The organism is Rhizobium mesosinicum (assembly GCF_019511345.1).
Lineage (GTDB): Bacteria > Pseudomonadota > Alphaproteobacteria > Rhizobiales > Rhizobiaceae > Rhizobium > Rhizobium mesosinicum.
This window is the reverse complement of the sequence record NZ_JAEUAK010000006.1, coordinates 294,703-317,908: the sequence shown is the minus strand read 5'-3', so window position 1 is coordinate 317,908 and position 23,206 is coordinate 294,703. Positions and strand designations below refer to the sequence as shown.

The 23,206-nt window shown below is 60.5% G+C and carries 23 protein-coding genes and 1 tRNA gene; 13 read left to right on the top strand and 11 right to left on the bottom strand.

Annotation, left to right across the window (positions count from 1 at the left end):
• Positions 1-39: 39 nt before the first annotated feature.
• From mutT to JNB85_RS18465, 4 genes are read right to left on the bottom strand one after another with little or no spacing between them, the layout of a single operon-like run.
• Entirely contained in the window at positions 40-453 is a 414-nt protein-coding gene (mutT, locus tag JNB85_RS18480; protein ID WP_220335763.1) for an 8-oxo-dGTP diphosphatase MutT, read from the bottom strand.
• Positions 450-1,256 (bottom strand): GNAT family N-acetyltransferase, encoded by an 807-nt coding sequence (locus JNB85_RS18475; RefSeq protein ID WP_220335762.1) that lies wholly within the window; start codon positions 1,254-1,256, stop codon positions 450-452. Before JNB85_RS18475 ends, mutT begins: the two co-directional genes overlap by 4 nt.
• Positions 1,237-2,478 (bottom strand): bifunctional glutamate N-acetyltransferase/amino-acid acetyltransferase ArgJ, encoded by a 1,242-nt coding sequence (argJ, locus tag JNB85_RS18470; protein WP_220335761.1) that lies wholly within the window; start codon positions 2,476-2,478, stop codon positions 1,237-1,239. The genes JNB85_RS18475 and argJ overlap by 20 nt, the downstream gene beginning before the upstream one ends.
• Before the next feature lie 60 nt (positions 2,479-2,538).
• Complete coding sequence (locus JNB85_RS18465; protein ID WP_220335760.1) at positions 2,539-3,423, bottom strand: peptidylprolyl isomerase; 885 nt, start codon at positions 3,421-3,423, stop codon at positions 2,539-2,541.
• 245 nt (positions 3,424-3,668) lie between these two features.
• Between JNB85_RS18465 and secA the strand changes: the two genes are divergently transcribed.
• The 3 genes from secA to JNB85_RS18450 all read left to right on the top strand — a co-directional run bounded on the left by secA (position 3,669) and on the right by JNB85_RS18450 (position 9,239).
• A complete protein-coding gene (gene secA / locus JNB85_RS18460) occupies positions 3,669-6,386 on the top strand; it encodes a preprotein translocase subunit SecA (protein WP_220335759.1) in 2,718 nt (905 codons plus the stop codon).
• Between the two features lie 159 nt (positions 6,387-6,545).
• Positions 6,546-7,961: an oligosaccharide flippase family protein gene (locus tag JNB85_RS18455; protein WP_220335758.1), complete on the top strand. Its 1,416-nt coding sequence runs from the start codon at positions 6,546-6,548 to the stop codon at positions 7,959-7,961.
• A complete protein-coding gene (locus tag JNB85_RS18450) occupies positions 7,962-9,239 on the top strand; it encodes a GNAT family N-acetyltransferase (RefSeq protein WP_220335757.1) in 1,278 nt (425 codons plus the stop codon). It begins immediately after the preceding gene.
• Here JNB85_RS18450 and JNB85_RS18445 read toward each other — a convergent pair.
• Positions 9,236-10,873 (bottom strand): AMP-binding protein, encoded by a 1,638-nt coding sequence (locus JNB85_RS18445; RefSeq protein ID WP_220335756.1) that lies wholly within the window; start codon positions 10,871-10,873, stop codon positions 9,236-9,238. The two genes, JNB85_RS18450 and JNB85_RS18445, sit on opposite strands and share 4 nt — an antisense overlap.
• Positions 10,874-11,095: 222 nt before the next feature.
• Here JNB85_RS18445 and JNB85_RS18440 point away from each other — a divergent pair, with 222 nt between their 5' ends.
• Positions 11,096-12,076 (top strand): aldo/keto reductase, encoded by a 981-nt coding sequence (locus JNB85_RS18440; protein ID WP_220335755.1) that lies wholly within the window; start codon positions 11,096-11,098, stop codon positions 12,074-12,076.
• A gap of 75 nt (positions 12,077-12,151) precedes the next feature.
• Here JNB85_RS18440 and JNB85_RS18435 read toward each other — a convergent pair whose 3' ends face one another.
• The gene (locus JNB85_RS18435; protein WP_220335754.1) at positions 12,152-12,730 is read right to left on the bottom strand and encodes a TetR/AcrR family transcriptional regulator; all 579 of its coding nucleotides are present in this window, start codon (positions 12,728-12,730) and stop codon (positions 12,152-12,154) included.
• A gap of 125 nt (positions 12,731-12,855) precedes the next feature.
• Here JNB85_RS18435 and JNB85_RS18430 point away from each other — a divergent pair, with 125 nt between their 5' ends.
• On the top strand, positions 12,856-14,151 hold the full coding sequence (locus JNB85_RS18430; RefSeq protein WP_220335753.1) for an MFS transporter: 1,296 nt from the start codon (positions 12,856-12,858) through the stop codon (positions 14,149-14,151).
• An 84-nt stretch (positions 14,152-14,235) separates the two neighbouring features.
• A tRNA-Leu gene (locus JNB85_RS18425) sits at positions 14,236-14,320 on the top strand.
• Positions 14,321-14,433: 113 nt separating this feature from the next.
• Here JNB85_RS18425 and JNB85_RS18420 read toward each other — a convergent pair.
• Entirely contained in the window at positions 14,434-14,739 is a 306-nt protein-coding gene (locus JNB85_RS18420) for a hypothetical protein (protein WP_183749625.1), read from the bottom strand.
• A gap of 158 nt (positions 14,740-14,897) precedes the next feature.
• On the opposite strand from JNB85_RS18420, the gene JNB85_RS18415 reads away from it, so the two are divergent.
• Positions 14,898-16,643 carry a cation:proton antiporter domain-containing protein gene (locus JNB85_RS18415; RefSeq protein WP_220335752.1) on the top strand — a complete coding sequence of 582 codons (1,746 nt, stop codon included), beginning with the start codon at positions 14,898-14,900 and terminating at the stop codon, positions 16,641-16,643.
• 21 nt (positions 16,644-16,664) lie between these two features.
• On the opposite strand, the gene JNB85_RS18410 is transcribed toward JNB85_RS18415, so the two are convergent.
• Entirely contained in the window at positions 16,665-16,964 is a 300-nt protein-coding gene (locus tag JNB85_RS18410; protein ID WP_220335751.1) for a hypothetical protein, read from the bottom strand.
• A gap of 199 nt (positions 16,965-17,163) precedes the next feature.
• Between JNB85_RS18410 and JNB85_RS18405 the strand changes: the two genes are divergently transcribed.
• Positions 17,164-17,754 carry a YqaA family protein gene (locus tag JNB85_RS18405; protein WP_220335750.1) on the top strand — a complete coding sequence of 197 codons (591 nt, stop codon included), beginning with the start codon at positions 17,164-17,166 and terminating at the stop codon, positions 17,752-17,754.
• Between the two features lie 22 nt (positions 17,755-17,776).
• Complete coding sequence (locus JNB85_RS18400; RefSeq protein ID WP_220335749.1) at positions 17,777-18,292, top strand: disulfide bond formation protein B; 516 nt, start codon at positions 17,777-17,779, stop codon at positions 18,290-18,292.
• A gap of 9 nt (positions 18,293-18,301) precedes the next feature.
• On the opposite strand, the gene JNB85_RS18395 is transcribed toward JNB85_RS18400, so the two are convergent.
• Both JNB85_RS18395 and JNB85_RS18390 read right to left on the bottom strand, forming a co-directional pair.
• Positions 18,302-18,859 carry an HNH endonuclease gene (locus JNB85_RS18395; RefSeq protein WP_007825539.1) on the bottom strand — a complete coding sequence of 186 codons (558 nt, stop codon included), beginning with the start codon at positions 18,857-18,859 and terminating at the stop codon, positions 18,302-18,304.
• A 112-nt stretch (positions 18,860-18,971) separates the two neighbouring features.
• Positions 18,972-19,643: a DNA-3-methyladenine glycosylase family protein gene (locus JNB85_RS18390; RefSeq protein ID WP_420852280.1), complete on the bottom strand. Its 672-nt coding sequence runs from the start codon at positions 19,641-19,643 to the stop codon at positions 18,972-18,974.
• A gap of 13 nt (positions 19,644-19,656) precedes the next feature.
• Here JNB85_RS18390 and gluQRS point away from each other — a divergent pair, with 13 nt between their 5' ends.
• Positions 19,657-20,538, top strand: a complete 882-nt coding sequence (gluQRS, locus tag JNB85_RS18385) for a tRNA glutamyl-Q(34) synthetase GluQRS (RefSeq protein WP_220335747.1) — start codon at positions 19,657-19,659, stop codon at positions 20,536-20,538.
• On the opposite strand, the gene JNB85_RS18380 is transcribed toward gluQRS, so the two are convergent.
• Positions 20,503-21,474 carry a YihY/virulence factor BrkB family protein gene (locus JNB85_RS18380; RefSeq protein ID WP_220335746.1) on the bottom strand — a complete coding sequence of 324 codons (972 nt, stop codon included), beginning with the start codon at positions 21,472-21,474 and terminating at the stop codon, positions 20,503-20,505. The genes gluQRS and JNB85_RS18380 overlap by 36 nt on opposite strands.
• A 68-nt stretch (positions 21,475-21,542) precedes the next feature.
• On the opposite strand from JNB85_RS18380, the gene JNB85_RS18375 reads away from it, so the two are divergent.
• The 3 genes from JNB85_RS18375 to JNB85_RS18365 are packed head-to-tail and all read left to right on the top strand — an operon-like array spanning position 21,543 to position 23,192.
• Entirely contained in the window at positions 21,543-22,376 is an 834-nt protein-coding gene (locus tag JNB85_RS18375; protein ID WP_220335745.1) for an SDR family oxidoreductase, read from the top strand.
• Between the two features lie 18 nt (positions 22,377-22,394).
• Positions 22,395-22,598 carry a twin transmembrane helix small protein gene (locus tag JNB85_RS18370; RefSeq protein WP_007825545.1) on the top strand — a complete coding sequence of 68 codons (204 nt, stop codon included), beginning with the start codon at positions 22,395-22,397 and terminating at the stop codon, positions 22,596-22,598.
• 15 nt (positions 22,599-22,613) lie between these two features.
• Entirely contained in the window at positions 22,614-23,192 is a 579-nt protein-coding gene (locus JNB85_RS18365; protein ID WP_220335744.1) for a cob(I)yrinic acid a,c-diamide adenosyltransferase, read from the top strand.
• Positions 23,193-23,206 lie beyond the last annotated feature (14 nt).

Below are 23,206 nucleotides of genomic sequence, written 5' to 3'. Positions count from 1 at the left end.
CAGGCGAAATCGACGTTTCGTCCCAATAATCAGCAAAAGCTAAAGTAGATCCTGCAGTACTGGGATGAGCGGCTCGTCGGCCGGCGGCATTGGGTAATCCCGCAGCGCCTGCGGGCGCACCCATTTGATCGCCTGGCCCTCGCGGCCCAGGGGGATGCCCTCGTAGCGGCGGCAAACGTAAAGCGGCATCAACAGATGGAACGTATCATAGCTGTGGCTGGCGAAGGTCAGCGGCGCAAGGCACGGCACTTTGGTAATAACGCCGAGCTCTTCGTTCAGTTCGCGCACCAGGGTTTGCTCCGGCGTCTCGCCGGGTTCGACCTTGCCGCCGGGGAATTCCCACAGGCCGGCAAGGGACTTGCCTTCCGGCCGCTGTGCCAGAAGGATACGCCCGTCCGTATCGATCAATGCACAGGCCGCGACCAGGAGCAGCTTCCTTGCGCCTTCGCTCATTCGCAGCGCTCCTGCCAGTAGCAATAGTGATAGGCATCGCGGAAACCGAGACGATCATAAAGAGCAATCGCCGGCGCATTGGAGAGTTTCACCTGCAGCCAGGCGGTACGGGCACTGCGCATCCGCGCCCAACGCAGGGCCGAAGTCAGGATCTCGATGCCGAGACCTTTGCGGCGATGGCTGCCAGCGACCGAAAGCGACATGACGCCAGCAAGATCGTTGTCCTGCACACAGAGGACTGTCGCCAGCGGGCCGTGGGTGGCGTCATCGATCATGAAAAGCCCGCATGGGGGCTTGATCGCAGAAATGATCTCCGCGAGCGCCGGCTTCAGAGAAAGCTGCGCCTGATCGACGGCGAGATTAGCGTCGACAAACCGGCCGACATCGTGGGTCGGAAGATGATCGAGCGTATCGGGCAGATCGGCCTGCGAGAGATCGCAGACCATCACGACCGTCTCATCGAAACGCTTCCATCCTTGTTCCTTGATCAGATCGATCAGGATACGCGAGGCAAGCGGCGTCTCACGCACGACGGCAGGGCGGCCATAGGCCTCGAATTTGCGGCTTGCCTTCTCGAGCCTGATCTCGACATCGCGATGATCGGAGGGATCGAGCGGCACGATGGAATTCAGGCGGTTGGAGGGATGGCCCGCCGTCAGGCGGACCTGCCAGCTCCCGTCATACTGCACGGAAGCGGCCGGCCAGGCGCGAAAGCCCACGGCTTCCAGCCGCCGGACCAGCGGCAGGTTCTGCTTCGGAAGGGATGCTTGCGTCAACGAACGATCAGCTCCGGTAGTCGCCATTGATCGCAACATATTCCTTGGTGAGGTCGCAGGTCCAGACCGTAGCCTTGCCGGAGCCGAGGCCAATATCGACTTTCACAGGTATATCCTGCTTCTTCATCACGGCTGAGGCCGCATCCTCGGAATAGGAAGGGTCGCGCTCGCCGTTGACGGCGACGCGCACATCGCCGAACCAGATGGCGAGCCGGTCGCGGTCGGCCATTTCACCGGCCTTGCCGACGGCCATGACAATCCGGCCCCAATTGGCATCCTCACCCGCAGCCGCGGTTTTGACCAGCGGCGAATTGGCGATTGAAAGAGCAATAGTCTTGGCAGCGGCATCGCTCTCGGCACCAGTCACGGTGATCTCCAGCATCTTCGTTGCGCCCTCGCCGTCGCGGGCGACCTGGATCGCCAGATCCTTGAGGAGGTCGTTCAGCGCCGAACGAAACGCATCGAGCTGTGGGTCGTCCGCGCTCGTGATACGCGCCTGCCCATCAGCTGCAGCAGCACCAGTCGCAAACAGCATCAGCGTATCCGATGTCGAAGTATCGCTATCGACCGTCATGGAGTTGAAGCTCGGCTCGACGCCCGCAGACAAGAGCGACTGCAGGACGGAGGAGTCGATCGCAGCATCCGTGACGACGAAGGAGAGCATGGTCGCCATGTCGGGCGCGATCATACCGGCGCCCTTGGCGATGCCGTTGATCGTCACCTTGACGCCGCCGATTTCGGCAGTGCGCGTCGCAACCTTCGGATAGGTGTCGGTGGTCATGATCGCCTTGGCGGCCTCGAACCAGAAATCGCCTGTCGCATCGGCATGCATCTTGTCGAGCACGCCGGCAAATTTGGTAGCGTCGAGTGGTTCGCCGATGACGCCGGTCGACGCAAGGAAGATTTCGTTTTCGCCGCAGCCGATGGCAGCGGCGGCAGACTTGGCGGTAAGCTCAGTCGCAGCACGGCCCTTCATGCCGGTAAAGGCATTGGCATTGCCGGAATTGACGACGACGGCGCGCGCCGTGCCATGCGGCAAGTTGGCCCGGCAGAAATCGACGGGCGCGGAGGGACATTTCGACTTGGTGAAGACGCCGGCAACGGCAGCCGGCGCATCAAAGACCATCATCAGCACGTCCGTCCGGTTCTTGTACTTGATGCCGGCGGAAGCGGTCGCCATGCGCACGCCGCGAAGGGCCGGCAGCGAGGCAAAGGTTTTCGGGGCAAGCGGAGAAACGGTAGCGGACATCGGATGTGACCTGTCTATCATAGTGAAAGGCCCGGAAGAACCGGGCCCAGATGCTGGTGATTACTGCTGCGGCGCCGGTGCCGGCGCGGGTTCGGCACCCGGCTCAGGCTGCTTGTTCGCGTCTTCGTAACCCTTGCGGAGCGTTTCGTCCATGATATCGACCTTGGCCGAAGCCTTGGCCTGGTTCAGGAGCGCAAGATACTTGTCGCGCATGACGAGCTGGCGAACCTGATCCTTGACCTGGTCGAACGGCGGCGGCGGAGCGTCTCGCTTATCCTCGACCTTGATGACGTGATAGCCGAAATCGGTCTTGATCGGGGTCTTGGAATAGGTGCCCTTCTCAAGCGCGAAAGCGGCATCCTCGAACTCCTTGACCATGCGGCCACGGCTGAAATAGCCGAGGTCGCCGCCGTCATCCTTGTTGGGATCGGTGGATTTTTCCTTGGCAAGCTCGGCAAAGTCCTTGCCGGCGTCGAGCTGCTTGATGACGTCCTTCGCCTCGTCCTCGGTCTTGACGAGGATGTGGCGGGCATGAACCTCTTCCTGCTTCGGCAGGGCGGCGACTTCCTTGTCGTAGCGTGCCTTCACGTCGGCATCGGTGACGGTGTCGACGACATGCTTCTTGAAGTAGGCATTGTGAAGCTCACGGTCGGTCAGATACTGCATGCGCTTCTTGAAATCATCAGTCTGGTCGAGCTTCTCGGCCGTGGCGTCGGCAGCAAGCAGCTTCACATCGATGGCGGCAGAGAGGGCGGCAACCTTCTTCTGGTCGTCAGGGAGCTGCGCAAGCTGCGGGTCGAGATTGGCCACAGCCAGATCGAGTTCCGACTGATGGATTTCCAGATCGCCGACCTTGGCGACGACGGCATCATCGGCATGGGCCGGAGCCTGGAAGGCAACGAAGGCCGTAAACGCCAGCGCAGCAAGTTTGTTGGTGCTCAACATCAAATAACCCTTCACAATCATACCGCCGGCTTCCGCTTTCGTGAATCCAGCCGAAACAGGCTTCAACACCGGAATGTGGCCTTTCTATATCAGCCAAATCCGTTGACATCATTTGCCCCCCCTCTTATCTGTCACGCAACCTCGCGTCCAGAACAGTTTCCGGGCGTTTTCAAGCGTGCGCCTGTTTTTCGGCTGGGTAGCGAATAAGAAACGTCGGGGAAGAATATTCAGAAAGGACCAGTCATATGGTCAGCTTTGGCGGTATTGCCCGCAAGTTATTTGGCTCAGCCAACGATCGCCGCGTGCGATCATTCCAGCCGAACGTCGTCGCGATTAACTCTATCGAAGAGAAGACCAAGGCGCTGACGGACGAGCAGCTTGCCGCAAAGACGCTGGAGTTCCGCGCACTCCTCGCAGAAGGCAAGACGCTCGATGACATCCTCATTCCGGCCTTTGCGGTCGTGCGCGAAGCCTCCCGCCGCGTCCTTGGCATGCGACCTTTTGACGTACAGCTTGTCGGCGGCATGATCCTGCATTCCAATGCCATTGCCGAAATGAAGACCGGCGAAGGCAAAACCCTGGTCGCCACCCTGCCGGTCTATCTGAACGCGCTTGCCGGCAAGGGCGTGCATGTCGTTACCGTCAACGACTACCTCGCACAGCGTGACGCTGCGACCATGGGCCGGCTCTACGGCTTCCTCGGCCTGACCACGGGTGTCATCGTCCACGGCCTTTCCGACGAGGAGCGCCGCGACGCCTATAATTGCGACATCACCTACGCGACCAACAACGAACTCGGCTTCGATTATCTGCGCGATAATATGAAGTACGAGAAGAGCCAGATGGTTCAGCGCGGCCACAACTTCGCAATCGTCGACGAAGTGGATTCGATCCTCGTCGACGAAGCGCGCACGCCGCTCATCATTTCCGGCCCCCTCGACGACCGCTCCGACCTCTACAACACCATCGACACTTACATCCCGCTGCTGACGCCGGAGGATTATGAGATCGATGAAAAGCAGCGGTCGGCGAACTTCTCCGAAGTCGGCACCGAAAAGCTTGAGAACCTGTTGAAGCAGGCGGGTCTCCTGAAGGGCGCTTCGCTTTACGACATCGAAAACGTCGCGATCGTTCACCACATCAACAACGCGCTGAAGGCTCACAAGCTCTTCCAGCGCGACAAGGACTACATCGTCCGCAACGGCGAGATCGTCATCATCGACGAATTCACCGGCCGCATGATGCCCGGCCGCCGCTATTCGGAAGGACAGCACCAGGCGCTGGAAGCCAAGGAAAAGGTGCAGATACAGCCGGAAAACCAGACGCTGGCTTCCATCACCTTCCAGAACTACTTCCGCATGTACGGCAAGCTCGCCGGCATGACCGGTACGGCTCAGACGGAAGCGGAAGAATTCGGCAACATCTACAACCTCGATGTCATCGAGGTGCCGACAAATCTGCCGATCAAGCGTATCGACGAGGACGACGAGGTCTACCGGACGGTCGAAGAGAAATACAAGGCGATCATCGCCGAGATCCTGGACGCCCACCAGCGCGGCCAGCCGGTGCTCGTCGGCACGACCTCGATCGAAAAGTCGGAATTCCTGGCCGAGCTGATGCGCAAGCAGGGCTTCTCGAACTTCCAGGTTCTGAACGCCCGCTACCATGAACAGGAAGCCTATATCGTCGCCCAGGCCGGCGTGCCTGGCGCGGTCACGATCGCTACCAATATGGCAGGCCGCGGTACCGACATCCAGCTCGGTGGCAACCTCGAAATGCGTGTAGAACGTGAGCTTGGCGAAGTCGAGCCAGGCCCGGAACGCGATGCCAAGATCGAAGCGATCCGTGAAGAGATCAAGCAGCTTAAGGAAAAGGCGCTCGCCGCCGGCGGTCTTTACGTCATCGCCACCGAGCGCCACGAAAGCCGCCGCATCGACAACCAGTTGCGCGGCCGTTCCGGCCGTCAGGGCGACCCCGGCCGGTCCAAGTTCTATCTATCGCTTCAGGACGACCTGATGCGCATCTTCGGCTCCGACCGTATGGACAGCATGCTGCAGAAGCTCGGTCTGAAGGAGGGCGAAGCGATCGTCCATCCTTGGATCAACAAAGCCCTGGAACGCGCGCAAAAGAAGGTCGAAGCCCGCAACTTCGACATCCGCAAGAACCTCCTGAAGTACGACGACGTTCTGAACGACCAGCGTAAAGTCATCTTCGAACAGCGCGTCGAGATGATGGAAGCGCCAAACATTTCCGAGACTGTCTCCGACATGCGTCGCGAAGTGGTTGACGATCTGGTCACGACCCACATTCCGGAACGCGCTTACGCCGAGCAGTGGGATGCCGTCGGCCTGAAGGCACAGGTCGCCAACATCCTCAACCTCGACCTGCCAATCGAGGAATGGGTGAAGGAAGAGGGCATTGGCGAAGACGACATCCGCGAACGCCTGATGGAAGCGACCAATGCCGCCTTCAACGAGAAGGTTGAACGCTTCGGGCCCGACATCATGCACTATGTCGAGCGTCAGGTCGTCATGCAGACGCTCGATCATCTGTGGCGCGAGCACATCGTCAACCTCGACCACCTGCGGTCCGTCATCGGCTTCCGCGGTTACGCCCAGCGCGATCCGCTGCAGGAATACAAGTCGGAAGCCTTCGAGCTCTTCCAGGCGCTGCTCAACAACCTGCGTCAGGCCGTTACCGCGCAGCTGATGCGAGTCGAGTTGGTGCAACAGGCTCCGCCGCAGCCGGAACCGCCGGTCATGCAGGCCCATCACCTCGATCCGACGACCGGCGAGGATGAGTTCGCCAACACGACTTATCAAGCGCTTGAAGTCACGGTGCCGCCGGAAAACCGCAATCCCAACGATCCATCGACCTGGGGCAAGGTCGGCCGCAACGAGGCCTGCCCCTGCGGCTCGGGCAAGAAATACAAGCACTGCCACGGTGCTTTCGAACAGGTCTGAGAATGGCGCCTTCGGGCGCCATTTTTCTTGGGTAATTTCCGCTCAATTATGGATCATCGCGACAGGCAATGCCGCCTCGTCGGGCATACCGTTTCTTAACTCTGATCTGGCAAGACTTGGCCGTGCGAATGCCCTGCCCTTAGAGTTTTGCGTGTTAAAATGGCGGTCATAGAAACAGCGGAAAAAATGCTGCCCGCGGGGCTGCGGCCGATCGCCGCCCGCCTGCTGCGCATGCTTGCCGCAGTTCTGACCGAACGGGGCGACAAGGCCGCTGCCCAGCGTATGGCGCTGATCGCCTTTTCAATCCGTATTCTGAGCGCAGCCCTCGCCTTCCTGTCGCAGATCGTGCTCGCCCGGCTGATGGGCGAATATGAATACGGCATCTTCGTTTTCGTGTGGGTGCTGGTCGTCCTCTGCGGCGATCTTTCCTGCCTCGGTTTCCACACCGCGATCGTCCGCTTCCTGCCGCAATATCGCGCTGCCGGCGCCTTCGCCGAAATCCGCGGCCTGACCGGCTCCGCGCGTATTTTCGCGCTGCTCTCGGGGACGACCGTTCTCATCGCCGGCATGCTCGGGCTCCATTTCTTCGGCGACAGGATCGAGAGCTATTATCTGGTGCCGATCTTCCTCGGCCTCATGGCCATGCCGATGATCGCGCTCGGCGATATTCTCGAAGGCACGTCGCGGGCCAATCATTGGCCGGTCATGGCGCTCAGCCCGGTCTATATTGTCAGGCCGATCCTCATCATCCTCTTCATGCTGGCCGCGATCTTCTTCGGCGCACCGCACACGGCAGTCACCGCCATGCAGGCCGCACTCGCGGCAACCTTCGTCACCGCGCTCGGCCAATATGCCGCCACGCTCTATCGGATGCGTAGGCATTACGATGCCGGTCCACGCAAGGTGGATTTCCTGGAGTGGCTCGGTGTTGCCTTCCCGATCTTCCTCATCGAGGGCGTGGGCTTCCTGCTGACCAACTCCGACGTCGTCGTCGTCGGCATCTTCCTGGAGCCGCATGACGTCGCGATTTATTTCGCGGCGGCCAAGACGATGGCGCTGGTGCATTTCATCAATTTCTCGGTTAAGGCCGCCGCCGGCCCGCGCTTCTCCTCGATCATTGCCGAGGGCAACCGGGCCGATCTCGCGGTTGCGGCTGCCGATGCCGCCCGCTGGACCTTTTGGCCTGCGCTTGGAGCCGGTCTCGCGGTGCTGGCGGCCGGGCATCTGCTGCTGTCGCTTTTCGGCGGCGCCTTTACGGCTGGTTATATGCTGATGGCGATCCTGCTGGCTGGTATCCTTGCCAAGGCCCTGGTCGGCCCCGCCGAGACGCTGCTGATGATGGCAGGCAAGCAGAACCTCTGCGTCGCCCTTTATGCTGGAGCACTCGCCGCCAATGTCGGCCTCAATCTCCTGCTGATCCCGCACTACGGCATCGTCGGCACGGCGATTGCCACTGCCTCCGCCATGGCCGTGGAAGCGATCCTGCTGCATGTCTTTGTGCGCCGCGCACTCGGCTTCACGCTTTTTGCCTTTGCAACCCCTTCCGCCGCAACGCCAGACATGAGAGCCCGATAGATGGTGCATATACCTCCCATCACCGAGAGCACCGACAGCAACGCGAACCGCATGGTTCACGATCTTGCCGCACTCAAGTTCGAAGCCCCGCAGGCAGAAGCACGGATCGAAATCGGGCGGCAAGGGCGCGAGCTCTGCCTTTACCCCGGTAAGCTGGGTTACGATCTGCAGGAAGAACTGGATTTCCTCTCCAACCGCGCGATGGAGCCGAACGTCTTCTTCAGCGGCCGTTTCCTGGCGCCCGCCATGCCGCGGCTGGAAGACCGGCAGGTCAATTTCGCAATCATCCGCGATGAGAACGAACATCGTAGCCGCATGCGCCTTCTTATGCCCTTCTCGGTCGACAAACCCGGCTTTGCCGTCGGCCCGTCGATCATCCGCGGCTGGGCAAACAGTTTCGGTCCGCTTGGCACCCCCTTGGTTGATGCCGAGGACGCGGCCGAGACGCTGGACAATCTCTTCGAAGGCCTTGTCACGCCGGATCTCGGCCTTCCGGGCACGCTGGTGCTGCCGGACGTCCGGCTGAACGGCATCTTCGTGCGCATGGCAAAAGCCGTGGCGCTTAGCCGCAATCTGCCGCTGACCGTCGCCAATCCTTACGAACGGCCGATGCTGCAGAGCGATGACGACGCCATGGTCTATCTCGGCCGCACGGTATCTTCCTCCCACCAGCGCGAGATGCGCCGCCAGTGGCGGCTGCTCGAAGAACTCGGCTCGGTCGTTCATACCGTGGCCCGCCAGCCGCGCGAGATCCATCTACGCTTCGAGGAATTCCTGGCACTGGAGGCCGGCGGCTGGAAAGGCAAGCGCCGCAGCGCGCTAGTGACCGACCGTTATCACACCGCCTTTGCCCGCGAGGCTGTCTCCAATCTGGCGGAAGTCGATGCCGTGCGCATCCACACGATCGACGTTAATGGCAAGGCAATCGCTGCCGTGGTCGTGCTGATGATGGGCGGCGAGGCCTATACCTGGAAGACCGCCTATGACGAAAACTACTCCCGCTATTCGCCGGGCAAACTTTTGATGAGCGAACTGACCGAGTGGCATCTCGACGATGCCAATGTCGTGCGTTCGGATTCCTGCGCCGTCTCGGATCATCCGATCATGAGCCGCTTTTGGCGGGAACGCGAGGAGATGGGCACGCTTGTGATCGGCCTCACCCAGAACGGCGACCGCGACATGCGACAGGTCGCAGCCCAGCTCCACATGTACCGCAGTACCCGCAACATGGCGAAGATGTTGCGCGAGAAGATCATGTCGCTTGCCGGCCGCGGTTAGTTCTTAGCTTCCGCCGCAGCCTTTTCCCGCAGGAGCCGGCGAATGACCTTTCCGGTAGTCGTCAGCGGCAGAGTATCGACGAATTCAACCTCGCGCGGATATTCGTGCATCGAAAGCCGGGTTTTCACCCAGTCCTGGATTTCTGCTGCCAGCTCCGCACTCGGGCTGTAGTCCGGCGAAAGCACGATATAGGCCTTGACGATCTCCGTACGCAGCGCATCTGGCTTGCCGACGGCAGCGGCAAGCTGCACGGCCGGATGGCCGACGAGACAGTCCTCGATCTCCGCCGGCCCTATGCGGTACCCGGACGAGGTGATGACGTCGTCGTCACGGCCGGCGAAGATGACATAGCCCTGCGCGTCCTGCCGGCCGATATCGCCGGTCAGTAGCCAGCCCTTAGCATATTTCCTCTCCGTCGCATCGGGGTCGTTCCAGTAGCCGAGGAACATCACCGGGTCGGGGCTGGCGATAGCGATCTGCCCCTGCTCGCCGACAGACACCTCATCACCTTTATCACTGACGATCGCCACCCTGTGGCCAGGCGACGCCCGCCCGATCGCACCAGCCTTGGTCACCCCGAAGGCAGCGCTCGAAGACAGCACGAAATTGCACTCCGTCTGCCCGTAGAATTCGTTGACGGTAATGCCGAGCGTGCGGCGCGCCCACTCGTAGGTTTCGCGCCCCAGGGATTCACCTGCCGAACCGATGGTGCGCAGCACGAGATCGTATTTCGAGCGCGGCTCCTCGACGGATTTCAGGAGTCTAAGTGCCGTCGGCGGAATGAAGGCATTCCGCACCTTCATCTCGGCCATGATGCGATAGGCCATGTCAGCATCGAATTTCTGTGCCGGCGAGGAAACAACAGGCACGCCGAGCAGCAGGCTCGGCAGCAACGCATTGAGCAGCCCCCCCGCCCATGCCCAGTCAGACGGCGTCCAGACCTTGTCTCCCGCCTGCGGGAAACCTTGGTGAACGAACTGCATGCCGGGAATGTGGCCGGCGAGTACCCGGTGACCGTGCAGCGCGCCCTTCGGTGGACCTGTCGTGCCTGATGTGAAGATCATCAGTGCCGGCTCATCCGGGCCCGATTGCGCAATTTCAAAGGTTGAAGAATGGGCAGAAACCAGATCGGCAAAGCCGAGCGTGCTTGCGGAGGCTCCATCGACGCTGATGAGATGTTTGACGTCAGGCAGTCGGTCGCGGATCTGATTGATGCGTCCAAGCCCGAAACCATTGGTGACGACAGCTCTCGCACCTGCAGCCTTCAGCCGGTACTCCAGCGCATCGACACCGAAAAGCAACGCGAGCGGCAGGGCAATCGCACCCATCTTGTAGATCGCCACATGCGAAATGACCGTCTCGAAGGATTGCGGCAGGAGCAGCGCCACACGATCCCCCTTGCCGAGACCAAGTGCCGAAAGCCCATTGGCGAAGGATGAGGAGCGGGCGGCAAGCTCGCCATAGGTCAACGCCAGATGGTGGCTGTCGGGACTAAAATGTTCGAGGCAGACGCGATCAGGATCACGCGCCGCCCAGTCGTTGCAGACGGCGCGGCCGATATTGAAGTCCTCGGGGATCTGCCAGGAGAAATCGCGGTAGAGCGTGTCGTATCGATCGCCGGGCGGCAGTTTCATGGGCATGATCCAGTAGAATGCTGCACCAGCTAACACCTCACCGACCGAATGCGCAAGCGGTGTAACCCGCAGGGATAAGAAGACATTCCGCTCGCTCATCAGGTATTATTGCGCTAGCTGCACAACACATTCTTTGTCGGGCTTGCTGAGACTTCGGCGATTTCTGCGCTACATCGTGCGCATGCGCCTGGGAGTCGCTGAAATTCATCGCGGAGCACTTTCATGGAATATGTAAAACTCGGAAAAACCGGTCTCGAAGTCTCGAAGATTTGCCTCGGCTGCATGACCTATGGCGATCCCAACCGCGGAAACCATGCCTGGAGCCTGCCGGAAGAGGAAAGCCGCGCGCTCCTCAAACAGGCGATCGATCTCGGTATCAATTTCCTCGACACGGCCAACACCTATTCCAACGGCTCCTCCGAGGAGATCGTCGGACGCGCCATCAGGGATTTCGCCAAGCGCGAGGATATCGTACTCGCGACCAAGGTCTTCAACCGCATGCGCCCCGGCCCGAACGGCGCCGGCCTATCGCGTAAGGCGATCTTCGACGAAATAGATAACAGCCTGCGCCGCCTCGGCACTGATTACGTCGACCTCTACCAGATCCACCGCTGGGATTATACGACACCAATCGAGGAAACGCTCGAAGCTCTCCATGATGTCGTGAAAGCCGGAAAGGCACGTTATATCGGCGCTTCCTCCATGTATTCCTGGCAATTCGCCAAGGCGCTCTACACCTCGCGCCTCAATGGCTGGACGGAATTCGTCAGTATGCAGGACCACCTGAACCTGCTCTATCGCGAAGAAGAACGCGAAATGCTGCCTTTCTGCGAAGACCAGAAGATCGCCGTCATTCCCTGGAGCCCGCTTGCCCGCGGCCGTCTGACCCGTGACTGGGATGAGAAGACCAACCGCAGCGAGACCGATGAATTCGGCAAGACACTCTATAAGCAGGCCGAAGATGCTGACCGCAGGATTGTCGAGAAGGTTGCCGAAATCGCCAAGGCCCATGGCGTTTCCCGGGCGCAGGTCGCCACCGCCTGGATCCTGCAGAAGAGCGCCGTCACCGCCCCGATCATCGGCGCATCCAAGCCGAACCACCTCACGGATGCCGTCAGCGCACTGACGGTAAAACTCAGCGCCGATGATATAGCCGCACTGGAAGCACCCTACATCCCGCACAACGTCGCCGGCTTCAAGTAAAGCGCCGTCCCGCGCTTCCGCGACGACATGCGTTACAGACCGACGGCGTAGTGAGCGAATCTGAAAGAACGCGGCCTAAGATTGCCGCACCGGGTCGAGCTTGCGGCGCATCGTGACCAGAAAGTGCTCGGCGAGCGCCCGATCCTCCACCGCACGGGCAAGAATGACGGCCCCCATCATCGACGAAAGCGTCGTCGTCGCATTGGCGCGGCGCTCTTCCTCGGTCGCGCCCGGCACCACCTCCTTCAGCACATCGACCAGCGTGGACAGCCCCTCGCTAAAGGTCGCACGAACCGCGCCTTCGCTGCGGCTGACTTCCTGAATCAGTGAGGCAAATACGCAGCTTCCGCCGGGATCGTCGACCGTGCGCCAATGGATGTAGTGATCGAGCAGTGCCTGAAGCGGCTTGTCTGGCTCAGCGGCGATCAGCTCACGCCAGCGTTCTTCCACACGCTCGATCAGCTTGCGGCTGACCTCCAGCGCGAGGTCGTCTTTCGATTCGAAATGGCCGTAAAACCCGCCATGCGTAAGACCCGCCGCCTTCATGATGTCGGCGACACCGACGCCATCGAACCCGTTCTCGCGAAAGAGCACGCTGGCAGCCGTCAGGATCTTCTCGCGGTTTTCTGCAAATTTCTCGCGGCTGACCCGCATTTTTCGTCTCCGGAAATGGTCGCTTGACAATTTATATGATGTCCATCATCAATACGCAACAAATATGATGACCGTCATGTAAAGCGGTCTTGTATATGATCCTCACGTCATAACGGAATTTGCCCATGGTCTCTGCAGTCCTTGCATCATCCCTTGCCCGGCGAAACATTCACTATGGATGGGTCGTCGTCGCCGCCACCTTCCTGACCATGCTGGTAACCGCCGGCGCAATGGGCGCACCGGGCGTCCTCATCAAGCCGCTGCAGGACGAATTCGGCTGGGAAACCTCCCAAATTTCCTCCGCCCTCGCCATTCGCCTGATCCTCTTCGGCCTTATGGGTCCCTTCGCAGCCGCCTTCATGAATTATTTCGGTGTCCGCAAGGTCATCGTCTTCGCGCTTGCCCTGATCGGCGCAGGCTTCGTGGGCTCGTTGTTCATGACCAAGCTTTGGCATCTGCTGGCGCTCTGGGGCATCGTCGTCGGCTTCGGTACCGGCCTGACGGCCATGGTGCTGGCGGCCACGGTCTCCACACGCTGGTTCGTCAAGCATCGCGGCCTCGTCGTCGGCATGCTCTCGGCAAGCTCAGCAACCGGCCAGCTCGTTTTCCTGCCGCTGATGGCGGAACTGACGGAACGCTACGGCTGGCGCGCCACCGTCTTCTTCGTCTGCGCGATGATCATGGTCGCGGCCCTTCTCGTGCTGCTCTTCATGCGTGACCGTCCCTCGGACGTGAACCTGCCTTCGGTCGGCGAAACCCAGGTGACGCCGGCCCCTGCCCGCGGCACGCTCGCCGCAGCGCTTGCAACACCGATCACAGTTCTCAGGGATATTTCGACGACCTCGACCTTCTGGATCCTGTTTGCCACCTTCTTCATCTGCGGCCTCAGCACCAACGGCCTCATCCAGACCCATTTCGTCACACTTTGCGGCGATTTCGGCATTGTGCCGGTCGCAGCCGCCAGCGTTCTCGCCGTCATGGGCATCTTCGATTTCTTCGGTACGATCGGCTCCGGCTGGCTCTCAGACCGCGTCGATAACCGCTGGCTGCTGTTCTGGTATTACGGCCTGCGCGGCCTCTCGCTGCTCTTCCTGCCTTTCAGCGATTTCAGCTTCTACGGCCTGTCGATCTTCGCCGTCTTCTATGGTCTGGACTGGATCGCCACCGTGCCGCCGACAGTCAAGATCGCCGCCGACCGCTTCGGCCGTGAAAAAGCCGGCCTCGTCTTCGGCTGGGTCTTCGCCGGTCATCAGCTTGGTGCTGCCACCGCAGCTTATGGTGCCGGCCTGTCGCGCACAGCGCTGGAAAGCTACCTGCCGGCCTTCTTCATCGCCGGCGCCTTCTGCCTATTGGCCTCGGTTCTCGCTATTACGCTGAAGAAATCCGGCCTCACTGCCTCAAGTGAGGCAGTCGCCCACTAAACCACACTTCTAAGCGCCAAAACTTCGCCCGCCGTCTTGCACGCGCGGGCGAACGCATGTTAGACAGCCGCCTCGTATTTCGCTGCCCCATTGGCGGAATTGGTAGACGCGCTCGACTCAAAATCGAGTTTCGAAAGAAGTGCTGGTTCGACCCCGGCATGGGGCACCAAATGTCTCCAACAGCATATTCCTTTTGTGCTTGCCCACGCCCTCAAGGGCGAGGGCACTATCCGTGGCGGACGATGCTGAAGTTCCGCGAAATACAGAGCCCCAGCCTGCTGCTTAGTCACACCGCCTTACTGTTTTTGTGACAGTACCTTCATCGGTCTGACGGGTCACGCTACGCGTGTAGCAGCGGTCACGGTCCCGATCGCGCCAGCGATCGCGTTCGCGCACCGCGCCGAACGTAATGCCGCGATCACTGATGGTAACGCCGGGGCGGACCCTGTCGCGGTCATACCGGTCATATCCGTCATATCCATCATAGGAACGCTCGCGTGTGACCGTAACGCTGTCTGCCATTGCAGGCGCTGCAGCCGAGCCCAGGGCCAGGGCTGCGATTGCGCAGTTGATGATGATCTTTCGCATCTTTCTTCTCCTTGTCTTCATGTATAAGCAACGACACGGGAGCTTAGTGGTTCCGCTCAAAAAGCCGGCCATCCAGGTCTAATCCATCCAAATCAACTCTTTAACTTTGCCGGCGCTTCATCCTAAAGTGCCGGCCGCGGGGCATTGTGAGAGGGCGGATGCATCAGGAAGCGGGATTGATTGCGACGGTGGCTGTAAGCTTCGTCTTTGCGGCGGTTCTTGGCTATTGCGCCGACAGGCTGCGACTGCCGCCGCTGGTCGGCTATCTCTTCGCCGGCATTCTCATGGGACCATTCACACCGGGCTTTGTCGCCGACACGGAGCTTGCGAGCCAGCTCGCCGAAATGGGCGTGATCCTGCTGATGTTCGGCGTCGGTCTGCACTTCTCCGCATCCGATCTTTTGGCTGTGCGCGGCATCGCCGTGCCGGGCGCGATTGGCCAGATCCTGCTTGCCACCTTGCTCGGCGTCGGCCTTGGCGAATTCTGGGGCTGGAGCCTCGGCGCCGGTATCGTCTTCGGCCTCAGCCTTTCGGTTGCCAGCACGGTCGTGCTCCTGAAAGCGCTGGAAGATCGCAACCTCGTCAATACCGCCGGCGGGCGCGTAGCCGTCGGCTGGTTGATCGTCGAGGATCTCGCCATGGTACTGGCGCTCGTGCTGCTGCCGGCCCTCGCCGAACTTCTGGGCGGACATGCGAGCGACACCGCCTCGCATGGTCTCGACCTGCCGCTTTCGGCCACGATCGCCCTCACCCTGCTGAAGGTCGGAGCCTTTGCCGCCATGGCGATCTTCCTCGGGCCGCGCATCGTGCCCTGGCTTTTGACTTTGATCGCCCGCACCGGCTCGCGTGAACTCTTCACGCTCACAGTGCTCGCCATTGCGCTCGGCATCGCCTTCGGCTCGGCGGCGATCTTCGGCGTTTCCTTTGCGCTGGGTGCCTTCTTCGCCGGCGTGGTCATGAGCGAATCCCACCTCAGCCATCGCGCCGCCGCCGACTCCCTGCCGCTGCAGAATGCCTTTTCGGTGCTCTTTTTCGTCTCGGTCGGCATGCTCTTCGATCCGTCGGTCATCGTGCGTCAGCCTTTGGCTGTTATCGGCGCGTTGGCGCTGATCATCGTCGGCAAGGCAATCATCTCTTTCGGGATCGTCGCCCTGTTGCGCTATCCGATCGGAATGGGCCTGACGGCTGCCGGCGGCCTTGCCCAGATCGGCGAATTCTCCTTCATCCTTGCCGGCCTCGGCGTTTCGCTCGGGCTCCTGCCGCATGAAGGACAGGATCTGATCCTTGCCGCAGCAATCCTTTCCATCACGGTGAACCCCCTCGTGATCTTCGTGGCGGAGAAGCTGAACCGCCAGATCAAGGTGAAGTGGCCGCGCATCTACGAAGGCTACGGCCGGAAAAACCAGGACGCCTTGGCGCGGGAACTGGAAAAGATCAGGGCACTAGGCGAGGAGCGCGCGCGTCAGCATTATCTGCGGATCCAGCAGTTGGTCGAGACTTTCCCGCTCTTCTCCGAAGTTGGCGAGGACGCGCTCGAAGAACTCCTCCTGCTGTTCAACCCCAAACTCGCCTCACCCGGCGAACGCGTCATCCGCCGCGGCGACCGCGGCGACAGCATGTATTTCATCTCCTCCGGTGCGGTAGAGGTGCGGCTGGCAAGCGGCGCTGTGCGGCTCGAGCCCGGTGCCTTTTTCGGCGAAATGGCGCTGCTCAGCGGCGGACGTCGCACGGCCGATGTCATCGCTGTCGATTTCTGCCAGTTCGAAGTACTGGAGCGGCGTGACTTCAACATGTTCATGTCTCGCCACCCGAACCTTCGCACCATCGTCAGCGAAATGGCGCAGAAGCGCACCGAGATGAACGTCATGCGCCAGCAGTGGGAAAAATCCATGGACCTGTCGTAGGCGCTCGGAGCGCAAGCCCGATCACGCCGTCGCAGCGTCATCCAGCTTCGGCCAGTAAAGATCGGAACGAAAATCGGCCGGGATGGGATCGAGCCGGCAGATGGCATCTGCAGCGAAATCGATCTGCATGGCGAAATATTGCAACGCCGGCGATATCGGCACGCCGGCTGCTTCCATGATGCGGGAACGGTGATAGCCGCTGGCGCTCAAACGACGAGCCGCCTCGCGCCGGATATCCTCGCGCCCCGGCCCACGACCGCTCGCTTGCCTATCCCGCTCCCCTGCGGAACTGAGCCCGCCCTCTATGACCCTGAATTTCATGACATGCCCGGATTCGTCGAACGAGAACCCAGCCTGACCTAGTTTGGCGCTTTTGCCATCCCGCAAGATATTGGGAGGGAATACCTGCATCAGATCACGAAAATTTTCAGCGGGAACGCCAGGAAGCCACAGGCCGAGCATTTACAGCACCGTGATCGCCCCCTAATGCTTTGTGCGTTGCAACAGAGAAAGGAAACGGATGCTCCGCAGACTTTACGACTGGACCATGTCTCTGGCCTCGAAGAAATCGGCCGAAGTCTGGCTCGCCGTCATCGCCTTCGTCGAAAGCTCCGTCTTTCTGGTCCCCGCTGACGTGCTCTTCCTGCCGATGGCGCTTGCGAAGCCCGAACGCTCCTATCGCTACGCGATCGTCGCCACGGTCGCATCGGTGCTGGGCGGCATCGCCGGCTGGGCGCTCGGCTATTTTGCCTACGAAACCGTGGCACGCCCGGTTCTGGAATTTTATGGAAAGCTCGATCAATTCGAGCAGATGAAATCCTACGTCACTTATGAGACGATCCTGCTGCTCCTCGTCACTTCGGGCCTGGCGCATCTGCCACCAATCAAGATCGTCACGATTCTATCAGGCGTCATTCATGTCAGCCTGCCGCTCTTCATCGTCTCGGCGATCATCGCCCGCGGCGCCCGTTTCCTGTTCCTTGCCTGGCTGCTGCGTCGTTACGGCGAGCCGATCCGCCACTTCATCGAGAAGCGCCTCGGCCAGATCGTCGGCATCGGCGCTGCGGTCGTGATCGTGCTATATCTAGCCTACCGATATTTTGCCCACTGAGCCAACTTCGCGGAGCTCCGCCATGAATGCCACCGCCTCGCCGCTTGCCCGCCCGGGCTTCACCCTCTCTCTGCTGCTTGCCGTCGCCATGGCAGTGGTCGTCGGAACGGCTCTCGGCTTCCAGTATATCGGCGGCTATATTCCCTGCGCGCTCTGCCTGCTGCAGCGCCAGCCCTACTACTATGGTATTCCGATCGCGATCGTTGGCGCGGTAGCCGCCCTCCTCGGCCTGCCGAACTGGATGACGCGCGCCATCATTCTCGCGGTCGGCATCCTGATGCTCGTGGGCGCCGGCATGGGGGTCTATCACTCAGGCGTGGAGTGGCACTTCTGGCCAGGCCCCGCCACCTGCTCGACCACCGCAAGCAGCATGACCACCAATGCCGGCGATCTCCTGGGCGAACTGAACACGATCAAAGGCCCGTCCTGCACGGACGCAGCACTGCGCGTTCTCGGCCTGTCTTTTGCGGGTTGGAATGTGATCGCAAGCCTGATCCTCGCAGCCTTCGCATTCTGGAGCGTGAAGAAGACCGCGTAATCAATTCGATCAGGGCTGCAGCTCGGTATCCCAGTAGAGGTAGTCGAGCCAGCTATCGTGTAGATAGTTCGGCGGGAAGAGCCGGCCGTTATTGTGCAGATCCTGCACGGTCGGCTGGTACGGCTTCTGCGCCGGGAACATGCTTGCCTGCTTCGGAAGCTTGCTGCCCTTGCGCAGATTGCAGGGCGAACACGCCGCCACGACATTCTCCCAGGTCGTCTCGCCGCCATGGGCACGTGGAATGACGTGGTCGAAAGTCAGATCGTCATGAGCGCCGCAATACTGGCACTCGAACCGGTCGCGCAGGAAGACATTGAAACGGGTGAAGGCGGGATTGCGTGACGGCTGAACGTAAGTTTTTAGGCATACGACACTCGGCAGCCGCATCGAGAAGCTCGGTGAGGAAACCTCGTGCTCGTATTCCGCAATGATGTTCACACGGTCGAGAAATACCGCCTTGATCGCGTCCTGCCAGGACCACAGCGACAAGGGGTAATAACTCAGTGGCCGGTAGTCAGCGTTCAGGACGAGCGCTGGCAGGGCCTGTGGTGAGACTGCAATCGTCAAGGAGCCCTCCTGGATCGATTCGGCATCTGCACTTGTATATTAGGCCGGTTGTTACAGGATTGTGAAGTCCAATAAATTCAGGGGATAAAGGCAAATTGAGGGACGGAACCCGTTAGCCGATCGGCAGCACGTCGCGACGCATTTTTGCGGCGTAATAAGCCCAGAAGAGCCTGGCTGCCACCGAGCGCCAGGGCGACCAGATTTCCGCAAGCCCTGCAAGCACCTTGGCTTGCGGGCGTTCAGCGAGACCGAATGCCGCAGCGACCGCCGCCTGAAGCGCCACGTCACCCGCCGGAAAAACATCCGCATGCCCGCCGCAGAACATCAAATAGACCTCTGCCGTCCACGGCCCGATTCCCTTCTGCGCAGTCAGTTCCGCGAGCGCCTCGGCAGGTGGCTTTTGAACCAGCCCTTGCAGATCGATTCGCCCGGAAGCGACGGCTTGCGCAATCCGCGTCAGCGCGTCGGCCTTGGCGCGGGAAAGCCCGAATTCGCGCCAGGCCTCTGGATGAAACAGGAGGTAGGTCTCCGCGCTCAGCAGTCCGCTCGCCGGCTGCATCCGCCGCCAGATCGCCTCGGCGCTGGCGCGAGATACCATCTGCGAAACGATGATATGGGCAAGGCCGGCAAAGCCCGGCTCGCGCAGCCTGAGCGGAACAGGACCGGCTTCCCTGGCAATCGCCATGAGCCGTGGATCGAGAGCAACAAGAGCGGCAAGCCCCTCTTCAATATCCTTTTCATTGACGATGACCCGCACCTTGCCTCGCGATCGCTTCAAATCCATGTCAAAAGAAAGCATGATCACGACTCCGCGTCAAAAACCCGTTTTCCGTTTCGCCCCGAGCCCCAATGGGCCGCTGCATCTCGGTCACGCGCTGTCGGCTTTCCTGAACGATGACATGGCCAAGGCCGCAGACGGTCGGCTGCTGCTGCGTATCGAAGACATCGATCTGACGCGTTGTACACCCGAATTCGAATCCGGCATCTACACCGATCTCGAATTGCTTGGCATTGAGTGGGAACAGCCGGTCCGTCGCCAGCAGGAACATTTTTCCGAATACCAGGCGGCCCTTCATTCACTGATCGAACGCGGACTGGTTTATCCTTCTTTCCTGACGCGCGGTGAAGTCAAAACACGCGTCGCCGCCTATGAGAGAATGGACGAAACCTGGCCGCGCGATCCGGACGGCATGCCGCACTACCCAGCGGACGACCGTGACCGCAGCGAGGAAGAACGCGATGCGATGCTGGTCTCCGGTCTCAAACATGCCTGGCGGCTCGACATGAACAGGGCATTGGACGTGATCGGCGAACCGCTGTTCTGGACGGAGACCGGCGATGAACGAAAGGGCGAAATCCTGGCCGAGCCCGCCGCCTGGGGCGACGTCGTTCTGTCACGCTCGGATGCCCCCTCCAGCTACCATCTCTCCGTCGTCATCGATGATGCGCTGCAGGGCGTGACCCATGTCGTGCGCGGCCTCGACCTCTTCCACGCCACCTCGGTGCACAGGCTGCTGCAGAACCTGCTCAACCTGCCGCAGCCCCTCTACCACCATCATCGCCTCGTCGTGGATGCAGATGGCCGCAAGCTTTCAAAGAGCGAGGGCGATACCGGCCTTGCGGAACTGCGTGCCAAAGGGCTGTCAGCTGCCGATATTCGCCGTCTTGTCGGACTTTGAGCCAGCAGCGTGGTCACGTCCGACCACCGAGAAAGTTCGCGAGAAATTGCGCAGCACCCGGAACTTCATGAGCGCTGCATTGATCTCCGCGCCGACGATGAAGATGACCCCCACCATATAGAGAAAGATCAGCACGATCATGACGGACGCCAGACCGGCATAGGTAGCCGTGTAATTGGCGAAGGTCGCAAGATAATAGGCAAAGATAAGCGCGCCTATGAGCCAGGCTACCAAGGTCAGAAACACGCCCGGAACGACGTCGAAAACGCGACGCTTGCCGGCGGGCAACCAGAGATGGACCACAAGAAGGGCAATTGTCAGCATGACGAGCGTGCCATAAATGCGCCAGCTGAAAACAATTTCGAGTGTATCGACGATAACGGGCAACCATTGACGGATCGTGACGGGAAGCCATTCGAGCGTGTCGTTATGCATCAGCCAGTCGCGTGCATAATCAAGACCGACGGGAACTGCGACAAGTAGAATGCTGATGGCTGCAAAGATGATCACAGCGATAAGCACATAGCCGAGGCTCGCTAGACGCGTGAGATACCAGGGCCGGGTTTCCTGCACACGATAGGCGCGATTGAGCGAGATTCTGAGCGCCTCGACGCCGTTCGAGGCGAAATAGGCAGCCGCAAGCACAGAGATGGTCAGCAGCCCGCCGCGAGGGATCGTCAATACCTGCACCACCTGGTCGGCAAGGGGCTTGGCGATGGCTTCCGGCCACGTATCGAAGATCAGATGGATGGCCGTGGTAGAAAATTGGTCGGCACCGAGAAAATTGGCAAGCGCAGTGCCGAAGATCAGAAAGGGAAAGACTGCAAGCAGGGTGGAAAGTGCAACATGGCTTGCCATGGCGAAGCCGTCGTCTTCGATGAGGTGGCAGATGGCGTCGTAGACCACATCATAGAGCGTGCGCAGGAATTTAGGCATTCGGCTTCCCAATTGTATCCTTCCCGCGAATATGGGAAACGAGTCCCATTTTGTACAGGAATCATCGAATGGCCGATCAGCGCACCATCGTCGTGACCGGATGCTCTTCCGGCATCGGCGCTTATTGCGCGCGCGCCCTGAAAGCGAATGGTTGGCGTGTCTTCGCCACGGTACGCAAGGTGGAGGATCTGCAGGCCCTCGAAGCGGACGGCATCGAAGCCTTTCTGATGGACTACACTCAGCCCGAAACGATTTCGGCGCTCGTGGCGGCAGTCTGCGAGCGCAGCGGCGGCAGGATCGACGCGCTGTTCAACAATGGCGCCTATGGGCAGCCGGGCGCAGTTGAGGATCTCCCGACACAGGCATTGCGCGACCAGTTCGAAGCAAACTTCTTCGGCTGGCACGAGCTGACGCGGCAGGTCATTCCCTTCATGCGCCGGCGCGGCCAAGGCCGCATCGTGCAATGTTCCTCGATCCTCGGCCTCGTGCCCTACCGCTATCGCGGCGCCTACACCGCCTCGAAATTCGCGCTTGAAGGCCTGAGCATCACCCTGCGCATGGAGCTGCAGGGAAGCGGCATTCATGTGAGCCTGATTGAACCGGGACCGATCACCAGCCGCTTCACCACAAACGCGCTGGCGAAGTTCAAGGAGCATATCGATCTCGAAAACTCGCCGCACGCGGGCGAGTACCGCCGGCAGCTTGCCCGCCTTGAAGGCTCAGGCCCGATCAATCGGCACAAGCTTGGTCCCGGAGCCGTCTATGCAGTATTGACCCATGCATTGAACTCGAAAAATCCAAAGCCACATTATCCCGTAACGATTCCTGCTAAACAGGGCATATTGTTGAAGAGGCTGCTTCCGGCCGGCCTCTTCTACCGCCTGATGCGCTGGACGGACTGAAGAAGAAAAGAGACTGGCATGTCCACAGTCACCTACGTCATCGCGATCATCGTCATGGGCCTCGTCGCCCTCGTGCTGATCCGCGGCCTGTTCAACATGATGAAGGGTGGCGATGCGAACCTTTCCAACAAACTGATGCAGCTGCGCGTGCTGCTACAGGCGATCGCCGTCATCCTCATCATGCTGACGCTCTGGCTGACCGGCGGCGGACGCCCGAGCTGATCCCGAGAGCCGGCGATGGTAAAGCTCAACAAAATCTACACCAGAACCGGCGACGACGGCACGACCGCGCTGGTCTCCGGTCCGCGCCGCGCCAAACACGACCTACGCGTCGAGGCCTACGGAACCATCGACGAAACCAATTCGGCAATCGGCATCGCAAGACTGCATACGGCCGACCGGGCAGAACTAGACGCCATGCTGGCGCTGATCCAGAACGACCTCTTCGATCTCGGCGCCGATCTCGCCACGCCTGAAACAGCTGAGCCGCCGGCCTACGAACCGCTGCGCATAGTCGAAAGCCAAGTCACACGGCTGGAGCAGGATATCGACAGGCTGAATGCCGAGCTGCAGCCACTGAAATCCTTCGTTTTGCCTGGCGGCAGTGCTGCAGCCGCCCACCTGCACCTCGCCCGCACGATCGCGCGCCGCGCCGAACGGCTGATGGTGGCGCTTGCCCGAAGCCACGGAGAAATCGTAAACGCCGCGGCACTGAAATATGTCAACCGCCTCTCCGATTTCCTGTTCGTAGCCGCCCGTCATGCAAATAACGGCGGCAAGGCAGATGTGCTTTGGGTTCCTGGAAAAAACAGGTAGGGTCGCAACCGTCA

What these genes read in the sequence shown, in the direction of transcription:
- JNB85_RS18370 (WP_007825545.1), top strand. Translation starts at nt 22,395, where the DNA reads ATGTCCACAGTCACCTACGTCATCGCGATCATCGTCATGGGCCTCGTC.
- mutT (WP_220335763.1), bottom strand. Translation starts at nt 453, where the DNA reads ATGAGCGAAGGCGCAAGGAAGCTGCTCCTGGTCGCGGCCTGTGCATTG.
- JNB85_RS18380 (WP_220335746.1), bottom strand. Translation starts at nt 21,474, where the DNA reads ATGCCTAAATTCCTGCGCACGCTCTATGATGTGGTCTACGACGCCATC.
- JNB85_RS18405 (WP_220335750.1), top strand. Translation starts at nt 17,164, where the DNA reads ATGCTCCGCAGACTTTACGACTGGACCATGTCTCTGGCCTCGAAGAAA.
- JNB85_RS18475 (WP_220335762.1), bottom strand. Translation starts at nt 1,256, where the DNA reads ATGGCGACTACCGGAGCTGATCGTTCGTTGACGCAAGCATCCCTTCCG.
- JNB85_RS18375 (WP_220335745.1), top strand. Translation starts at nt 21,543, where the DNA reads ATGGCCGATCAGCGCACCATCGTCGTGACCGGATGCTCTTCCGGCATC.
- JNB85_RS18420 (WP_183749625.1), bottom strand. Translation starts at nt 14,739, where the DNA reads ATGCGAAAGATCATCATCAACTGCGCAATCGCAGCCCTGGCCCTGGGC.
- JNB85_RS18455 (WP_220335758.1), top strand. Translation starts at nt 6,546, where the DNA reads ATGGCGGTCATAGAAACAGCGGAAAAAATGCTGCCCGCGGGGCTGCGG.
- JNB85_RS18365 (WP_220335744.1), top strand. Translation starts at nt 22,614, where the DNA reads ATGGTAAAGCTCAACAAAATCTACACCAGAACCGGCGACGACGGCACG.
- JNB85_RS18440 (WP_220335755.1), top strand. Translation starts at nt 11,096, where the DNA reads ATGGAATATGTAAAACTCGGAAAAACCGGTCTCGAAGTCTCGAAGATT.
- JNB85_RS18430 (WP_220335753.1), top strand. Translation starts at nt 12,856, where the DNA reads ATGGTCTCTGCAGTCCTTGCATCATCCCTTGCCCGGCGAAACATTCAC.
- gluQRS (WP_220335747.1), top strand. Translation starts at nt 19,657, where the DNA reads ATGATCACGACTCCGCGTCAAAAACCCGTTTTCCGTTTCGCCCCGAGC.
- JNB85_RS18390 (WP_420852280.1), bottom strand. Translation starts at nt 19,643, where the DNA reads ATGGATTTGAAGCGATCGCGAGGCAAGGTGCGGGTCATCGTCAATGAA.
- argJ (WP_220335761.1), bottom strand. Translation starts at nt 2,478, where the DNA reads ATGTCCGCTACCGTTTCTCCGCTTGCCCCGAAAACCTTTGCCTCGCTG.
- JNB85_RS18410 (WP_220335751.1), bottom strand. Translation starts at nt 16,964, where the DNA reads ATGAAATTCAGGGTCATAGAGGGCGGGCTCAGTTCCGCAGGGGAGCGG.
- JNB85_RS18465 (WP_220335760.1), bottom strand. Translation starts at nt 3,423, where the DNA reads ATGTTGAGCACCAACAAACTTGCTGCGCTGGCGTTTACGGCCTTCGTT.
- JNB85_RS18445 (WP_220335756.1), bottom strand. Translation starts at nt 10,873, where the DNA reads ATGAAACTGCCGCCCGGCGATCGATACGACACGCTCTACCGCGATTTC.
- JNB85_RS18435 (WP_220335754.1), bottom strand. Translation starts at nt 12,730, where the DNA reads ATGCGGGTCAGCCGCGAGAAATTTGCAGAAAACCGCGAGAAGATCCTG.
- JNB85_RS18450 (WP_220335757.1), top strand. Translation starts at nt 7,962, where the DNA reads ATGGTGCATATACCTCCCATCACCGAGAGCACCGACAGCAACGCGAAC.
- secA (WP_220335759.1), top strand. Translation starts at nt 3,669, where the DNA reads ATGGTCAGCTTTGGCGGTATTGCCCGCAAGTTATTTGGCTCAGCCAAC.
- JNB85_RS18400 (WP_220335749.1), top strand. Translation starts at nt 17,777, where the DNA reads ATGAATGCCACCGCCTCGCCGCTTGCCCGCCCGGGCTTCACCCTCTCT.
- JNB85_RS18415 (WP_220335752.1), top strand. Translation starts at nt 14,898, where the DNA reads ATGCATCAGGAAGCGGGATTGATTGCGACGGTGGCTGTAAGCTTCGTC.